The organism is Paenibacillus amylolyticus (assembly GCF_050990605.1).
Taxonomy (GTDB): domain Bacteria; phylum Bacillota; class Bacilli; order Paenibacillales; family Paenibacillaceae; genus Paenibacillus; species Paenibacillus amylolyticus_H.
Genome location: NZ_CP158832.1, coordinates 3836296 through 3852361 on the forward strand (window position 1 = coordinate 3836296; position 16066 = coordinate 3852361).

12 protein-coding genes are annotated in these 16066 nt (G+C 46.0%); 3 read left to right on the forward strand and 9 right to left on the reverse strand.

The window, feature by feature from the left end:
- Positions 1-102: 102 nt before the first annotated feature.
- The 8 genes from ABTV53_RS17125 to ABTV53_RS17160 all read right to left on the reverse strand — a co-directional run bounded on the left by ABTV53_RS17125 (position 103) and on the right by ABTV53_RS17160 (position 12365).
- Complete coding sequence (locus ABTV53_RS17125; protein ID WP_433744579.1) at positions 103-2061, reverse strand: FtsX-like permease family protein; 1959 nt, start codon at positions 2059-2061, stop codon at positions 103-105.
- Positions 2036-2806 (reverse strand): ABC transporter ATP-binding protein, encoded by a 771-nt coding sequence (locus ABTV53_RS17130; RefSeq protein WP_017687815.1) that lies wholly within the window; start codon positions 2804-2806, stop codon positions 2036-2038. Before ABTV53_RS17130 ends, ABTV53_RS17125 begins: the two co-directional genes overlap by 26 nt.
- A gap of 194 nt (positions 2807-3000) precedes the next feature.
- Complete coding sequence (locus tag ABTV53_RS17135; RefSeq protein WP_433744583.1) at positions 3001-3999, reverse strand: sensor histidine kinase; 999 nt, start codon at positions 3997-3999, stop codon at positions 3001-3003.
- On the reverse strand, positions 3996-4709 hold the full coding sequence (locus tag ABTV53_RS17140; protein ID WP_433744586.1) for a response regulator transcription factor: 714 nt from the start codon (positions 4707-4709) through the stop codon (positions 3996-3998). The genes ABTV53_RS17135 and ABTV53_RS17140 overlap by 4 nt, the downstream gene beginning before the upstream one ends.
- Before the next feature lie 83 nt (positions 4710-4792).
- A complete protein-coding gene (locus ABTV53_RS17145; protein ID WP_433744589.1) occupies positions 4793-5767 on the reverse strand; it encodes a sugar kinase in 975 nt (324 codons plus the stop codon).
- The gene (locus tag ABTV53_RS17150) at positions 5764-6807 is read right to left on the reverse strand and encodes an SPFH domain-containing protein (RefSeq protein WP_433744592.1); all 1044 of its coding nucleotides are present in this window, start codon (positions 6805-6807) and stop codon (positions 5764-5766) included. The genes ABTV53_RS17145 and ABTV53_RS17150 overlap by 4 nt, the downstream gene beginning before the upstream one ends.
- A 199-nt stretch (positions 6808-7006) precedes the next feature.
- Positions 7007-11386, reverse strand: a complete 4380-nt coding sequence (locus ABTV53_RS17155; RefSeq protein WP_433744595.1) for a glycosyl hydrolase 53 family protein — start codon at positions 11384-11386, stop codon at positions 7007-7009.
- A gap of 262 nt (positions 11387-11648) precedes the next feature.
- Positions 11649-12365 (reverse strand): YceI family protein, encoded by a 717-nt coding sequence (locus ABTV53_RS17160; RefSeq protein WP_433744598.1) that lies wholly within the window; start codon positions 12363-12365, stop codon positions 11649-11651.
- Between the two features lie 192 nt (positions 12366-12557).
- Here ABTV53_RS17160 and ABTV53_RS17165 point away from each other — a divergent pair, with 192 nt between their 5' ends.
- Positions 12558-13244: a response regulator transcription factor gene (locus ABTV53_RS17165; protein ID WP_036613325.1), complete on the forward strand. Its 687-nt coding sequence runs from the start codon at positions 12558-12560 to the stop codon at positions 13242-13244.
- Positions 13229-14695 carry a HAMP domain-containing sensor histidine kinase gene (locus ABTV53_RS17170; RefSeq protein ID WP_433744601.1) on the forward strand — a complete coding sequence of 489 codons (1467 nt, stop codon included), beginning with the start codon at positions 13229-13231 and terminating at the stop codon, positions 14693-14695. Before ABTV53_RS17165 ends, ABTV53_RS17170 begins: the two co-directional genes overlap by 16 nt.
- A gap of 96 nt (positions 14696-14791) precedes the next feature.
- Here ABTV53_RS17170 and ABTV53_RS17175 read toward each other — a convergent pair whose 3' ends face one another.
- Positions 14792-15604 (reverse strand): AAA family ATPase, encoded by an 813-nt coding sequence (locus ABTV53_RS17175; protein WP_433744604.1) that lies wholly within the window; start codon positions 15602-15604, stop codon positions 14792-14794.
- 306 nt (positions 15605-15910) lie between these two features.
- Between ABTV53_RS17175 and ABTV53_RS17180 the strand changes: the two genes are divergently transcribed.
- Positions 15911-16063, forward strand: coding sequence for a DUF1540 domain-containing protein (locus ABTV53_RS17180; protein ID WP_076209985.1), 153 nt, complete (start codon positions 15911-15913; stop codon positions 16061-16063).
- Positions 16064-16066: the final 3 nt, after the last annotated feature.

Genomic DNA, 16066 nt, shown 5'->3' on the forward strand with positions numbered 1-16066 from the left:
ATCTTAACGCAAGGAAGCCCGCCTTTCCTTGATCTGAATCAAGAAATGCGGGCAATCAACACATCATGGTCGGTCCTTATGACCGTTTGTTTCTTATGATGGTTATACCATCATTTTGCGCAGAGAAGCGATATATCTCGAACGTATAATGAAGAAATAAAACGTCTGTGCAAGTACAAAGGCACCAAATACAGTCAAGACCGGCATCGTATAATTGGTAATACCGAATTCAGTCAGGAATGGCTTAACCACGACCAAAGTTTCAATTATGGAAACGCCGATCGGTAAGAAGAACAGGATAGCAATCTGAACGGTGGATGATCGTTTCATCTCCTGAAAACTGAGACCCATTTTCGAAAGAGAATGTACCATTTTCCCATCTGCTTCAAGATCGGTATGCAGTCTGAAATACAGAAAGCTTGCGGAGGAGATCGAGAAGATCAATCCGATAAATATGCCCAGAAAGGTAAAGAGTGCTGTACCCTGTCTGTATCTCTCAAAATCACCGTACCGCGTACTCAGATATCCGGATTGATTATCCGTTGAAGCGTTGCTGTTTTCAATGGAGTCCGCGGAGAATAGAAGCTGATCGCTAACCATGGCTTCCGAGGAGTGCCGGTCAGGTACTGCATGACCCCAGGCAGGAATCTGATACAGAACTTTGCCAGATAACCTATTTTCATGGATCTGTTGTGTGATCTCTTCAAACTTCTCATCCGGGAGGACAACTACACCTGTTGAATAGATCAAGGTTGCAAACCTTGGCTCCACATCTGTAGCTGTAACTCTTGCTTGCATTGGGCCAGCTTCCAGATTCAAGGTCAATGTGTCTCCTTCCGCATAATTGCGAAACCTGTTTCGATCGATCTGAGCCTGATCCTTCTCATTACGGGAATCTACGAACAATGCTGAATTTGAATCCAATTGGAATGTCTCTTTGCCTAGAATTGTATTGAATCGGTTGTAATGACTGAGGGGCATGATCGAGACTGCACTCTGATCCGCATCCGACCAGAAATACTCCAGATACATTTGCTGATAATCCAAGCCTGCGGCTTCAAGTGCTGAATTAATAGCGCTCATATCCATTTGATCCGTAGGTGTGTACACATTGTACTGGATTGCAAAATCGTTATTGGTAAACTGCTCCCGGTTCTCTTGATCCAGTGATAAAATCACAACTGCACTCATCGAAGCAATCGCAATGACTACCGTCACCATAAAGAGCATCCGAGCATTATCCTTCATTTTGTAACTCATCTCTGAGATCCATAACAGACGAGTACCATGCCATACCGTTTTACGATTACGCTTTAATCCCCGTATAATGAGCACGGAAAGTTGTGAGTAGAAAAAATACGTCCCCGCGATGCCTGTCACTGCTGCAAGCAAGATCGTCCCGCCATTCAACTGGCTGCGGAGTGCTAAAAATCCGATTGTAAGTAATGTCAGGCCCAGAAGTGAGAAGAACCACGAAGCTTTGGGTTCTTTTTTAGGTTTGCTGGTCCCTGTCAAAAGCTCTAACGTCCGTTTGTTTCCGATAAATACCAATGTGAAGAGTGAAATGCAGAAAAATAATAACAGAAAGGCCCCGATCGTAATCAGAATCGCTTTCACCGGAAAATAAAAGGGCAGATCATCCATCCCGATAAAACGTGTGGTTAACATCAGGAACAGCTTGGACAATAACAGGCCTCCGCTGATACCGACAATAATGGAAAGGCAGCCGATCAACATATTTTCCAGAATGACCAATCTCCGAATCTGCGCGGGCTCTGCACCAAGTATGGTCAGAATGCCAAACTCCTTGTTCCGTGATTTGAGAAAAGCACTGATGGAATACATGACAAAGAAAAATGCAAACACATAAACAATAATGGAAGCGATCTGCATCCCCGTTGCGGTTGTGTCACCCATTGGCAACTCTGTCACATAAGGATGATAGATAAACACCGCATAAGCGAAGAATATCATGACCATAAACACACTACTTAGAAAAAAAGCAATATAAGCTCGCCCATTCCGGCGGATGTTATTAAACGCGAACTGAGGAAAGCTCATGTGAATTCCCTCCCCAGAAGGATAAAGTATCAATGATCCGCTGGAAAAACGTCTGTCGATTATCTCCGCGGTGTACCTCGGCTGCCAGCTTTCCGTCCTTGATGAACACAATTCGGTTGCAATAACTTGCAGCAAGGGGATCATGCGTAACCAGCATAATGGTCGTTTTCTCCTGCTGGTTAATCTGTTCAAGTGACTCCATGACCGCTTGGGATGACGTAGAATCCAGGGCACCGGTTGGTTCATCCGCCAAAACAATCGAAGGCATATTGATCATGGATCTCGCAATGGCTGTGCGCTGTCGCTGTCCACCCGAGATTTCGTACACTCGTTTATCCAGAATGTGATCAATCCCAAGCTTTGCTGTAATGCGATGAAGTCTGCTCTCCATCTCCTTCAGTTTGACCTTGTCCAGTGTCAATGGAAGTACAATATTCTCGGCAACCGTCAGTGTGTCCAGCAGGTTGAAATCCTGAAAAACAAACCCGAGTTCCCGACGCCGGAACATGGCAAGTTCTTTCTTTTTCATATCAAACGGGTTCATGCCATTAATCAGCACCTTGCCTGAGCTGGGTTCATCAATGGTGGAGACCATGTTTAACAATGTGGTTTTGCCACTGCCGGACGGGCCCATAATACCCACAAACTCACCTTGTTTGATAGTAAGATGAATATCACTAAGGGCTTGAGTCTGCACTTTGCCCTGATATACTTTGTTCAGTCCCGATACCTGTAACATTTCCATGCGTAATTCCCTCCTGATCCATCATTCTTTATACGTTAATTCTATTCTTATCCTAACCGACCTCCCGTAACGGTGCTATCGAATTACCTTAAACTTCCCTTACAGAACGTTTAAGATTCTGTTCCCCTGGCTTCTCTATCCCACTTCTGTGCATGTAAAAAAGCACCTCACCCATATCATGGGCAAAGCGCTCTTTACTTCGGAACTTTCGTATGAACCCAACTGAATCTGACCAACGTTCCCTTATTCGGCTCCGAAAACAACTCCACACGGTTATCCAGACGTGCACTGATCTCACGGACCAGATATAATCCCATCCCTGTGGATTCGTGGTATTGCCTGCCCCGTTCGCCTGTAAAATAGGGATTGAATACGCGATGAATATCTTCGGAAGAGATGCCAATTCCCTCATCCTGAATGTCCAGGATTGTACGTTCTTCCTGCTGATAACCGGTTATGATCACTTTTTTGCCAGATTTGCTATCGGAATAGTTCACGGCATTGGTCAGGATCTGGGTGAACATGAACCGCAACCATTTGGAATCACTGTAGATCTGAAGGTCGCCCTCCATACAGATATCCGGCGTAATGCCTTTGCGAATAAATAAACGTCGGTTTTCCGCTATACTGCTCCGAAGCACCTCATGTAAGGACAACAGCTCCACCCTGAAATCACCTTCGAACTGTTCAAGCCGGGATGAATGCAAGACCATTTCAAGTCCTTTACGCATTTTATCCAACTCATCCTGAATACTGCCCGCCGTCTCATCGTCCACATCTTCCAGGGTCAGCTGGATAATGGACAAGGGTGTCTTCATCTGATGAACCCAGCGATTCATGAATACCACCTGCTGTTCCTTGCTAGTACGTAATTGACTTATCTCATTCTGCCGATTACGCTCCAGTTCATGTAACAATTCCTGGATGGCTTCCGCCACGACCGAATTTCCAAGCGCTTGGAAAGGTTCGTTAACCCGTTTACGTGGTTGTTGAAGCAGATGATAATATGCTCGCAGCTGAAGGTAACGTATGACCAGATAGACCAACAGCACAACAGTACTGATCAGCATGCCATATAGGACAATCTTCATCGGGCGGCTCTCACCAGAGAGCCAGTACACACACGGAACCAACAGCATCTGTAACACATAAAATCCGACTAACATCTGATGGTCTTTCAGGAAAAGTCTCATTTGCCTTTCCCCTGTGAAGATGAATCCAGTTCCAATACGCGATAACCCGCTCCGCGAACCGTCTCCAAAATCTCTTCTGCACCCAGCTCCTTCAACTTACGGCGAACACGTGTAATATAGACATTCAACGTATTATCATCAATAAAATGCTGATCTTCCCACATCTGTTCTAGCAATTTTTCCCGGCTGACAACTCGACCTGCCTTTGCCATTAGTGCTTCCACCAGGATCGCTTCCTTCTGTGTCAGCTCTGTTGAACGTTCCTCATACTCCAGTACGAATCGCTCAGGATAGAGGATCATGGGACCATTCTTCACTGTTACTTCCTGCTGGACAGCAGCGTAAGAACCATAGGCTCTGCGCAGCTGACTTCGTACTTTGGCAAGAACGACTTCATATTGAAAAGGTTTCGTAATATAATCATCCGCTCCATGTTCCAACGCCATAATCTGATCCATACCACTATCACGAGCCGATATGAATAAAATGGGACATATGGAATGTGTGCGTATCTGCCTGCACCAGTAGTATCCATCATATTGAGGCAAGTTCACATCCATCAGCACCAGATCCGGCTCCATCTTCACAAATTCATCCAATACATGACGGAAATCATCTGTGACCTGTACCTGGAATCCATTTCGGGTCAGATAAGCCGCCAGCAATCCTGCAAGCTTGGCATCATCTTCAACCAACAATATCGACTGCATCGTTAACCCTCTTTCCGTTTCCTGACGTCAATGTATCACATCTAGTTACCCATTCTAGTCGGAAACGGATTGAAAATAAAGGTTTAGACCACAAGACGCCCCCTCTTCTCTGCCAAACCAATGATGGCTTCCACCCCTGAATTAAACTCCAGAAAGTCCTGCTCCACTCCATCGCTGAATATAACACCATCCTCTGGCATCTGGGATACAATGTGCAATGGTTGCTTTGAATGAATCTGTCCAAACACCAGATTGGCCGCAGTCGTCCGGCTTGGGAACGGTTCACGTACTGAAAAATATAAGTAGGGTGCATCCCAGTTAAAATGATTCAGGTCCTGCCTGCTTCCCTGAATGGATGCGGATGCTGCAGCAACCTCGGATTCGGAATTCATGTTCTGCCATGCTGCCGATCCAACAATTCCGGTGGCTCCGGCTAGCACACTTTTGAACCAGCCTGTTGATCCCATGCCTGTGGATACAATGATACCACTGGAGGATTGTTGTTCCGCGGATGTACCCAAACGAACTTCATAACGTGCCGATACATGTGTCTTCCGACCAATGAACAGATCGTTCACACCATATAGATACTGTCCATCATTGAGTTCTACTTTGGCAAGAGTGACTTCTTTCAAGGCTCGTTGTTTTCGAATGACATCAGGAACAATAAAGCTCAGATCCTCCACGGTAAAAGGTAATAACACACCATCCCACCGCATCGGGTCCGGGTTCACACCAATGAGCGGCTGCTCGGTTACGTATTTGAGGGTATTGGCTACAAGCCCATCCTGTCCAACCACAACCACGATATCCTGCTCTCCAAAGATAAAATTGGGTACATGTTCCCGATCAATCGTCTGAACCCGTCCCAATTGTCCCAGTTGCTGCTGCGCCTGCTGCACAGATAACCGATAACGACGGTCTTCCTCCATATAATCACTGAAGTCTGCGCCCAGACGTTCAATATAGAACTGGGCTTGCTGCACCGTGTTATATCGAACTATCAACTCTTCCAGTCTGGTCCGGCGCTTCACCAGAATCAGCTTGTGTTCGGTCATCTCGCTCGACCTCCCTGATCTCTGCTCGGCGCGGGAGACATCAATCCCTGCAACAGATCCGGCGAGATATTCAGTTGTCCGATCTTGCCGGCATTTTCAGCCAGTTCCTGGAATGCAAGTGCAATCAGCTTATCGGAATTCATGCCCATGTTTGCCATCGCTTGCAGTACATTGGGCTGTACATGTTGCAACGAATTCATCACGGCAGCAATCTCATACGCTTTGGCATCCGCTTCTGCATTGTGATTGGCAATGGTTAATTCAATCAGTTGCTGCTTACGTTCTTCCATCGCTGTATTGAACTGAAGCTGCTCCTGCTCCATCTCGTTTTGTTTCTGTTTCACCGAGCGCTCTGCCTGCAATTGGGTCTCACGAATTTGCTGTTTCTTCGTCTCCACGGCAATTTCGGTGTTCAGTTCGTTCTCTTTCACTCGGCGTTCTTGTTCAATCGATGCATTGCGACGCACATACAGCGCTTCATCTGCCTGACGTAATATCTCTTCCCGCGCTTGTGCTTCCAATGCACGCATCGTCTCTTTATTAGGCAGAACGGCCAGGATGGATAGACTCATTAGTTCAACGCCCAGTTTCTCCAGTTCTTCACTTTGCACAACTTCGCGTTTCATGCTGCTTGCCAGCCGTTCACTGGATTGAATGGCCTCCTTCAGCGGCATTTGCTCCAGATGTTTCTTGGTTAGTACTTTCGCTGTGGTGATCACCCGTTGATCCAGTTTGCCCGGGTCGTCGGAAATATACCGATTTTTGCGCAAATTATACGTGTAATTCAGACTCTGCGTTATTTTCAAATAATCCACAATGCGATAGCTTAGCTGCCCTTGCACAGTAACGGTCTGATAGTCCGCTGTAATCTCTTCGAACATGAAAGGTACATCCACCGAGGACACGGGTAGCACCACCACCGATGTAGTCGGTTCATAATAATAGAAGGATAATCCGACACCTTGACGTTGTACCTTACCATTTTTCACCTTCATGACATATTCACTGGGTTGAAACTTCGCGAAACGGAATCCAAACATGGTTCATTCCCCATTTCTTAATATTGTCGTTTTGATATTATCGAAATGATAACAAATAAAAATGATATTGTCAATACGACATTAACAAATTATTCATCTGCCTATTTAGAGAAAGGAATGAAGTCTGGACCTCATTTTTTTCCGCAAAAAATAAAGAGACCGAATCAATTGATCCGATCTCTTTACCTGCTCCTATTTTCTAATAGAGTCGTTCCATCAGTCTCGCGACGGCAACAGCCCCTTGTGCACGATTCGCTGTTTCTTTCGGAGCAAACGTGCCATCAGGCATGCCGTTCAGCAGTCCAAGTTGTTGCATCGAGGCTACGGCTCCTTTTGCATACCCGGCGATCTCGGCGTTATCTACAAATAAAGTATTTCCTTGTGCAGCATTGTTCGCATCCTGATCACGTTGCACAACCTGCAGCGCTCGATTCAGCATAACGGCCATATCTTCTCGTGAAATACGTTCATTCGCTCCAAAGCTTCCATCCGCCCGGCCTTGAATAATGTTCATTTCAATGCCAAGTCTTACTGAATCGGCATACCACTGCCCTTCCTTCACATCCGTTGGGAGCGAAATAGATGGTTCGGGCTGGCGTGCATCACCAATAGCTTTAATAATCATTTGCAAAAATTGTGCTCTGGTCAGTTCACCTTGCGGGGCAAAACGAGTTGCGCTCATGCCCGTAATAATCCCTTTACCGTAGAGATTCTGCACCTCTAGGAGAGCCCAATTGTGATTTTGCAGATCATGTAATGGCACTTCAATTTCTGCAATGGCATAATTGCCGGATTCCAGCGGTTTAAACGCCATCGTTTTTGTCTTATCATCGTACTTGGAATACGTAACAGGTTTCATTTCCCTACTTGGAGATATGGAATGTACAACCATAACTACATCATTTTTCTTAGGTTGCTCTACACTGGATAGAACAACTTCAACCGCTCTGTTTGTCCATTGCAATGGCTTATTGTTCATTAACAGATTCACATCAACAATCGCATGATTACCGATCGCTGCTTTTTGAGATGTGGACAGTGTATCTGTCGATCCTTTTGCCACTACGATGTCGAACGTTCCAGCAGTCTCCGCAATGGTTAGCGGCAGTGATTTCAGAGGAACACGAACGGTAGTCGGTCCTACGACTACATTTAGGGATTGCACTTCCTCGGAACGAACCCATGTTGCCAGTTGGCTTGCAGCCAATTGGAATGTGACTGTCTTGGCTGTGTCAGGCACATCTGCAATCAGCTTCAACGTACGATTTCCTGTATCCATGGACTGCAGTGCCTGAGTTAATTGGGATGCATCCGGACGAATCGAGTACTTGTCATCCCCGGTTGCTGTTCCTTTTACCGTTATTGAACCCTTCACTGGTCCAGTGCCAGATCCAACTGGCGGGGTTACAGCCGGATTTCCCGTCGAAGGAGCTGTTCCCGGGTTAGATGGTTGTGAAGGTACACTTGGTTGGGATGGCTGACCAGGGTCAGGTGTAGTATCTTGACGCACAAGCTTACTCACAGCATCTTGTAACGCTTGATCCGCTTTGCTTAGATCTTGCGTGGAAGATTCCACATCCAGAATGAGCTCCTTCGCTTCAGAAAGCATCTTACTGAACACATTCCAGCTTGCAGTCGTGTACTCGGTTTGCTTTAATTTCTCAGCGGCATCTACAGTAGCTTGCAGTGCCGATTTATCTGCCGGGAACGTACCGTATGCTTCAAATTCCATGAATCCTACCCATGTGGGACCTGTTTTAATCGTTACACGAATATAACGTCCCTCCGTGCCTTCTGGAAGAACATGGCTAGGTGCGGTCGATACAACAACATCACTTGTGGTGTCCACTACTTTCACAAAATTTTGGTTATCATTGGACACTTCGATCGTATATTTGATGCCGCCACTCCACATCGACATCTCAAGCTTGCGCAAGTTTGCGACTTGCCCCAAATCCACTTGCCACCAGCGGTCAATGCTCTTATCCGTTCCCCATGAAGTGTTTGGATTGTTGTCAATCGCACCTTCAGGAGAGTTGGCTTGATTGCCTCCAGTCCCTGCACTGCTTGAAGCCGTTGCCGTTTTGCCTGTTGTTAAAGCCTCCAGAGAGACCAGATTAGTAAAGGCTTGTTTCAACGTATTCAGGGCTGAATTCACCTCAGACTGGACAACAGCATGGTTATCTCGGACCTGAATCGCTGCCTGCAAAGATTGCTGCATTACAGACCAGCTCCGGCGTGTATAGGAAGATTCATTCTGCTGCTGCATTTGTTGAATGTACTGGTGCAATTGTGTTTTGTCCACATTGGATAAACCTTGAATGGCATCATCTAAACGTTTAACCGCTGTATTCGCATCCGTCTGTGTTGCTCTTGGATCATTCAAGACCTGATCAGCGCCTTCCAGCGCCTTGGTCAACACCGCCCAAGTGGCCGCAGACCAGTCAGCCTGCTGATACGTACGCGCATCTACTAATTTGGCTCTGAGCTCGTCAAGCTGCGGAGGGATAACCTGCATTTGCTGCATCACATGTTCTAATGCCGTTGTCGCTGCATCTGTATCTGCTTGAGTCACCCCACCCGGCGTGTATGCCTGACGATTTACGTCTTTCGCTGCCAAGATTGCCGGAGCCAGAGTACTCCAGGTTTCCGAAGTAAAATCAGTCTGTACCAACGATTCGGCTCGTGCAAGCGCCGCAGCCAGTTGTTGGCGGTCTGCCGGCAGAAGATTTAATCCGCGTTTGTACACATCAAGGGACCATAATGCTCTGCCTTCATACGAATGGCCGCCGTTAGCCGGAAATTCATCGTAGTCAAACATCGCTTGGTTTTCCCATGCATTGCCTTCAGATGCAATCCAGCCTACACCGGCCGGAATCCATGCTGGCTCCCAGTAGAAGAAACCTGCACCATGATTATTCGGCACATTTGCAATCATGTCCATAATGCCGGCGATGGCATCATATTGACCTTGAACGGTTGCGGGGAAGTCTGCTCCCCCTACATGAAGCGCTTCGTCCGACCCGATGATGTTCCCATGAGCGTCCCCGTTTTTGTAGGAAAACGGATAAGACGTTTCAGCGATAATGACATCTTTGCCAAACTCAGCTGACACTTCATTCATCGTATTCTGTACATCCGCAAACGTCCCATGCCAGAATGGGTAATATGACAGTCCGATAATGTCATAGTCCAGTCCGCCTTTACTTAACTCTCCAAAGTACCATTTGAACATATCCGCCTTGCCGCCTTCAGCCAGATGGATCATGATCTTCACCTTATCCGCGTTATTGGAGATCTCTCCTTCTACCGCACGAACAGCATCAATTCCACTTTTCAGCAATGCAACATTTTCGTCGAAATCAACATCGCTGCTCAGGCCATTCAGAACACCACTGTTGATCTCATTACCGATCTGCACCATATCAGGCATGGCGCCCTTTGCTTTCATTTCTCCCACAACTTCAACCGTATAGTTGTATACTTCCTGCTTCAGCTCTTCAAATGAAAGACCTTCCCATGCTTTGGGACGAAGCTGCTGACCCGGGTGCGCCCACTCATCCGAGTAGTGGAAGTCCAACAGGATTTTCATGCCTTTTTCCTTTACCCGCGTAGCCAAACGAATGACATCTTCCTTATCGTTGTAGCCCCCTGATTTCTGTGGATCATTCCACAGACGAAGACGCACGTAATTGACACCGCGATCCTTGAGAATATCGAGCAAATCACGCTCTGTTCCGTTGCTGTCCACGTATTTGCCGCCTTTGTCCTCAATGGCAGTCAATGTGGAAATATCAACACCTCTAACATAGTCTGCACGGTATCCCTCAACGATCACCTTGGCTTCAGGCCGAGGCTCTGGAGGCGCACCATATACAGTCCCTGTTACCGTAAAATTTCCTGTAGAAGCGTATTCCAAAGGGTCGATATGATCCCATGTCACAGGCACCATTCCCGATTTTCCATTTTGGTACCATGCTTTTACCTGATTTGGCAGAACTGGCGCACTTCTTGTTACGGTTTTCACTTCGACTGAATCATATTCCGTAATGTTCGCCGGTTGAGTGCCTTCTGATTCTCCCCATACTTTAAACTCCAATATTTCCGGCCAGACGTCTTCACCCTTGAAAAAAGATATATTCAGTCTGATATATCGTACATCATTCTGCTGAAACGTCAGATCAGCGATCTGTTTGGGATCGGCATTTTCACTTTGATCAGCAACGTTGGTCCATGCTTGCTGGTCAGCAGATGTTTCTACCGTATATTTCACAACCGTGTTTTCTCTCCACGTTATTTCCGCTCCGGACAGATTGTAGTCTTCGCCCAGATCAATCATGACCCACTGTGGTTGTTCCGTTGTCACTCCCGCCGTAGCAGCCCAATGTGTGTCATTTTTACCATCAACCAAGTGCTCCTTCTTACTCCCCCACTCCAAATATTCTGTGCTTACCGTAACCTGCTTGTTAAGTGCCACGTTCACTTTCGCCTCTTCTGCAGCCGCTGGACGAACCATTAAGCCCAGATCACAGAACAGCATCAGTAATACCAGACACCCGCTTATGTACCTTTTGTTCACTCTTGATCTCCCCCTTTTTGTGTTTGATTGTGCATGGATCAATGAATGTGATGAACCCTCCTCATTGTAAGCGCTTAATAGTGATGGGTAACACGGTATTATCCAAAGGAAACAGCAGTTATTTTAACAATATGATCCTGTGACAGTTACATTTGAGCTATATTAATCACACTATTTTGCAAAAGAAACAAAAAAATCTGTCCGTCCACCGGAAGGCAGAACAGAACAGATTTTCAGGTATATGATCATTGTTACACTTAACTTATTTGGTGAGTTTCAATTCAAGTTGTACTTGGATATCATTTTCGGTCGAGAGCACAACCGAGTGCGGATTTTTCATTCCGAAATCTTCAAACGTTACCATCGATGTCGCCGACAACAATACTTCATTATTCTCAAAAGCAGCTTTTGCATCAAAAGTGACTTCTTTTTCAATGCCTTTAACCGTAATGGTACCGTTCATTTTGATATCAACCGTTTGACCGACAGGCCATTCCGCAGGCACCCCTTCAAATGAAGTCGCTGTAAATGTTGCCTGTGGATATGTCGCTATGTCGAAGAAATCGGCTTGCTTCACGTGACCATCACGCTGTCCATTTCCGGAATCAATTCCGTCCATCTCAATCTGTCCATCTGCTTTCATCTGAGAAGCATCGTCTACATTAATTGTCCAATTCCCTGTTACCTGCTCGTCCACAAAATTAACCGTCTCCTGCGAAGTGGTTACGGAGAAGTATACTTTGGAACCTTCACTGATGTTCCAGTCTCCGTTCAGTTGCTCTGCTCCAGCAGTTTCATTGGCTACAGCCGTTCCTGTGCTATCTACAGTTGTTGTGGAAGTCGCTGTGCTGGCAGGAAGCACCTGCTCAATCTCAACGTTGTTCCCCAAGTAGCTATTTGCGAGATAGTAACCACCGCCACCAATTACGGCAACCGCCGCCACACCTGTAATAAGCCATGCTTTTGCTTTCTTGTTCATCTGTATGTTTCCTCCAGTATATTATTGTTTAGGTTGCTTGTTGGAGTGAATCATATCAATTGAATGTGTCAGGAAGAAGTCAAGATAAGACAAGTCCCATATTTTTTTCAGATCCGCAATACAGGATTGGCTTTACGCTCTTGCTCATGTAAAATCAGTACAAGTTTACTAAGCGAAAGGAGAACGCTTTTCTTGAAATCCATACTTATCGTCGAGGATGAGCAAGCTATTGCACGAGTACTGGCTGCTTATCTGAGAAAAGCAGAATTTGAAGTTCATCATGCAGCAGATGGACCGACTGCACTTACCCTTTTTGATACCGTAACGCCTTCCCTGGTATTACTTGATGTGATGCTGCCAGGAATGGACGGATGGGATCTGCTGCGGATTATTCGTGAAAAAAGTGCTTGTCCCGTGATCATGCTAACCGCACTGGATGACATTTCAGACCGTCTCAACGGATTAAATGCCGGTGCGGACGATTATATGAGCAAACCTTTTGTACCGGAAGAAGTGGTCGCCAGAGTGAATGCGGTATTGCGCCGTAATCCACATTGGACCTCGGGTGGTGAAGAGAAACGTTCTTTTGGAAATCTCGTCATTGATCTTGCTGCCAAGCAGGTGCTGCTGAACGGTGCAGAGGTTGCACTCACACCTCGCGACCTGTCGTTACTGTTCTTCCTGTCCGATTATCCGAATCGGACATTTACCAGAGATCATCTTATTGAACAGGTATGGGGGATGGACTATGATGGCAGTGACCGTGCTGTGGACCTATCGATTAAACGACTACGTCAAGCCCTCTCCCACTGGTCGCCAGAGACGGGAGAGATTCGGACGTTGCGAGGAATGGGGTATCAATTTTGGATCGCCAACTGAAACAGAAGAAACCCAAACGAACGATATCCATTCTGTCACACTGGACGCTGCGATATTTTCTCATTTTGTGTATTGGATTCACGATTATTGCGGCCGGGGCACTCTACTGGATTCGAACAACTTCCATTGAGAAAAGCCTCAAAACCGCAGAACTGCTGGGTCTGGAGATTGCCGATCGAGTGACCAGTGAAGATAATATGCTTCGGGTTCCACCCGATCTGGACAGACTGGTAACCAAGCGAGAGAAACTATTTAATACAGATCATTATTTTTGCGTCATGATCTTGGACAACAACAATCAATTGATCTTTTCCCAGCCTAAAATGGAGCAAAAAGATGTGCATTATCGACTGTCAGACGACTATCTTGAACCGCGAAACAACAAATATGCAGGTGTAACGGTCAACATATCTGAGGGCGATCAAACCTTGGGCAAAGTGTGGGTCATGCAGTCCAAACAATCCATTACATTTGGTCCAGAGACGATATGGCTCGTGGCTCTAATCCTCGGAGGACTAATCCTCTGTGGATGGTTTACAATCTATCTCCTGTCCAATAAGTTATCCAGACCTATTCGTCAGGTAGCCTATGCCGCTGAACAGATTCGAGGTGGCAATTATGATGTCAGTCTTGACTTCAATACACGAGAGCGTGAGATTAATGAACTTGTCAATTCATTCCGAGACATGGCCACTCGTCTCCAACAACTCGAAGAATGGCGTACACTTTCGCTGGCAGGGGTCAGTCATGAACTCAAGACACCGGTAACTTCCATCAAGGGTCTCGTTATGGCAGTACGTGACGATGTCGTGAGTCCACAGGAAGGGAAAGAATTTTTGGATATCGCTTTGAAGGAATCCGAACGTATGGAACGTATGGTCGCAGATTTGCTTGACTATAACGCCATGGCTGCAGGAAGTGTTACCGTTCGCAAGGAACGGACGGATCTGAAGCTGTTGGTCGGTGAGATCATCTATCAGTGGAAGATTGCGTATGAGGACAAAATGCCAGAGGTTCAGCTTCACACCCCTCCAGTCAACTTCTTTACCATAGGGGATGCTCTGCGCATTCAGCAGATCATTGTTAATTTGCTCAATAACGCACTTCATGCCACAGCTCCTGAACAAAAGGCTGTCTTCGATATTTATCTACACGCAGAAGAACAGATGCTGTACGTTGATGTCAAGGACAACGGCACAGGTATCGCGGCTGAAGACCAACCCAAAATCTTCGAACGCTTCTATCGTGGAGAACTCAAGAAACGTCGTAACCGCGGCCTGGGTCTAGGATTAACCTATAGCCGCCTACTCGCTCAGGAACAGGGTGGTGAACTGACACTTGTCTCCAGCAGCCCGGAAGGCAGCATGTTCAGATTAAGCCTGCCACGCTGGACTGCAACACAAGAAGCCATGAATACAGAAAAAGCATACGGAGCAGCCGTTAAAGTATAACGCAACATGCTAACATGACAACTAGCCCAGAACTCCATTCAGGAGACTGGGCTAGTTCAACGTTGTTCCTTGTTGCTTTATCCAGAATGATAGCAATCAAAACTCTAATACACGTGGTCTGTATTCATCGTAAGCATCCGAGATCAGTTGCTTATGAAGTGTACTACTGGCAATAATCGCTTTCCGCTTTGCTTTCAACACGATCTGCTCTATATCCGCATAACTGCACCCGGTCAAGTGTTCACATATGTAATCTTCCAACCGGGTCTCCTGTTCAAATGATCCCACCAACTTGCTGATATACAATCTGCGACTTGAATCATCAGGCATTCCATAGGTCATCTTCGTATCAAAACGCCGCCAGATGGCATGATCCAGTTGGGTTTCCAGATTCGTCGCAGCGACCAGAATACTGTCCCCATCGAATTCGTCCAAACATTGTAACAATGTATTGACGACACGCGCCATCTCTTTTACTTCATCATTGCTCTCACGCGTACGGCCTATGGCATCAAATTCATCCAAAAATAACACACAGGGATTCATTCGTGCATATTCGAATAACTTACGTACGTTACTCCCCGTCTCCCCAAGATGGCTATGAATGATCGCATCTAATCTCACGAGAAGCAATGGAAGATCAAGGCGCTCCGCCAGATGTGATGCCGTTAATGTTTTTCCCGTACCGGGAGGCCCGAACATGACCATTTTATTGGGGATTGATACATCATGCTCTCTGAACCTCTCTTTCATGCCCAGAATGGTGATAAATTCATTAATGATGCGTTCATTTTCATCGGAGAATACAATATGCTGGGCTTTGCGTCTACACTCTTTTGGCGTGTAAAAAGCAGCCATATCGATCCCCTTCGCGCGGGGAATTCGGTTCATATGATTTATTTTGCTCATGGATCCACATGCTCCTTCATTTATGGTTTCACTCATTAATCGTAATTATTACTATTAAATAATAACATACTACTGCCTTTTTGCAAATATAACCACAGCACGTACACTATTTTGCCACAGAAGGAAGTCATTTGGTTGCAAGCTTCAATAAAATTTGCTATTCTAAATATGCATCGTTGTGTATAACGCAAAAAAGCCCTCCAATTTCGTGAGAGCAAAAATTTTCCAGATTCACAAGCGGCAACTTGTTGTATCTGGTTTCTTTATACCAACGAATGTAATCCAATCAAAGTGAGGTTAACAATCATGGCAAAAGACGTATTGTGTGAAGTTAATTCCTGTCGTCACTGGGCTCAAGAGAACAAATGTAACGCTTCTTCGATCTACATTGTGAGTCACAGTAACAAAGAAGCAAGTCAGTCTGCTGAAACAGACTGCAAGACTTTTGAAGTAAAATAAGTC

What these genes read in the sequence shown, in the direction of transcription:
- ABTV53_RS17125 (WP_433744579.1), bottom strand. Translation starts at nt 2,061, where the DNA reads ATGAGCTTTCCTCAGTTCGCGTTTAATAACATCCGCCGGAATGGGCGA.
- ABTV53_RS17130 (WP_017687815.1), bottom strand. Translation starts at nt 2,806, where the DNA reads ATGGAAATGTTACAGGTATCGGGACTGAACAAAGTATATCAGGGCAAA.
- ABTV53_RS17135 (WP_433744583.1), bottom strand. Translation starts at nt 3,999, where the DNA reads ATGAGACTTTTCCTGAAAGACCATCAGATGTTAGTCGGATTTTATGTG.
- ABTV53_RS17140 (WP_433744586.1), bottom strand. Translation starts at nt 4,709, where the DNA reads ATGCAGTCGATATTGTTGGTTGAAGATGATGCCAAGCTTGCAGGATTG.
- ABTV53_RS17145 (WP_433744589.1), bottom strand. Translation starts at nt 5,767, where the DNA reads ATGACCGAACACAAGCTGATTCTGGTGAAGCGCCGGACCAGACTGGAA.
- ABTV53_RS17150 (WP_433744592.1), bottom strand. Translation starts at nt 6,807, where the DNA reads ATGTTTGGATTCCGTTTCGCGAAGTTTCAACCCAGTGAATATGTCATG.
- ABTV53_RS17160 (WP_433744598.1), bottom strand. Translation starts at nt 12,365, where the DNA reads ATGAACAAGAAAGCAAAAGCATGGCTTATTACAGGTGTGGCGGCGGTT.
- ABTV53_RS17175 (WP_433744604.1), bottom strand. Translation starts at nt 15,604, where the DNA reads ATGAGCAAAATAAATCATATGAACCGAATTCCCCGCGCGAAGGGGATC.
- ABTV53_RS17180 (WP_076209985.1), top strand. Translation starts at nt 15,911, where the DNA reads ATGGCAAAAGACGTATTGTGTGAAGTTAATTCCTGTCGTCACTGGGCT.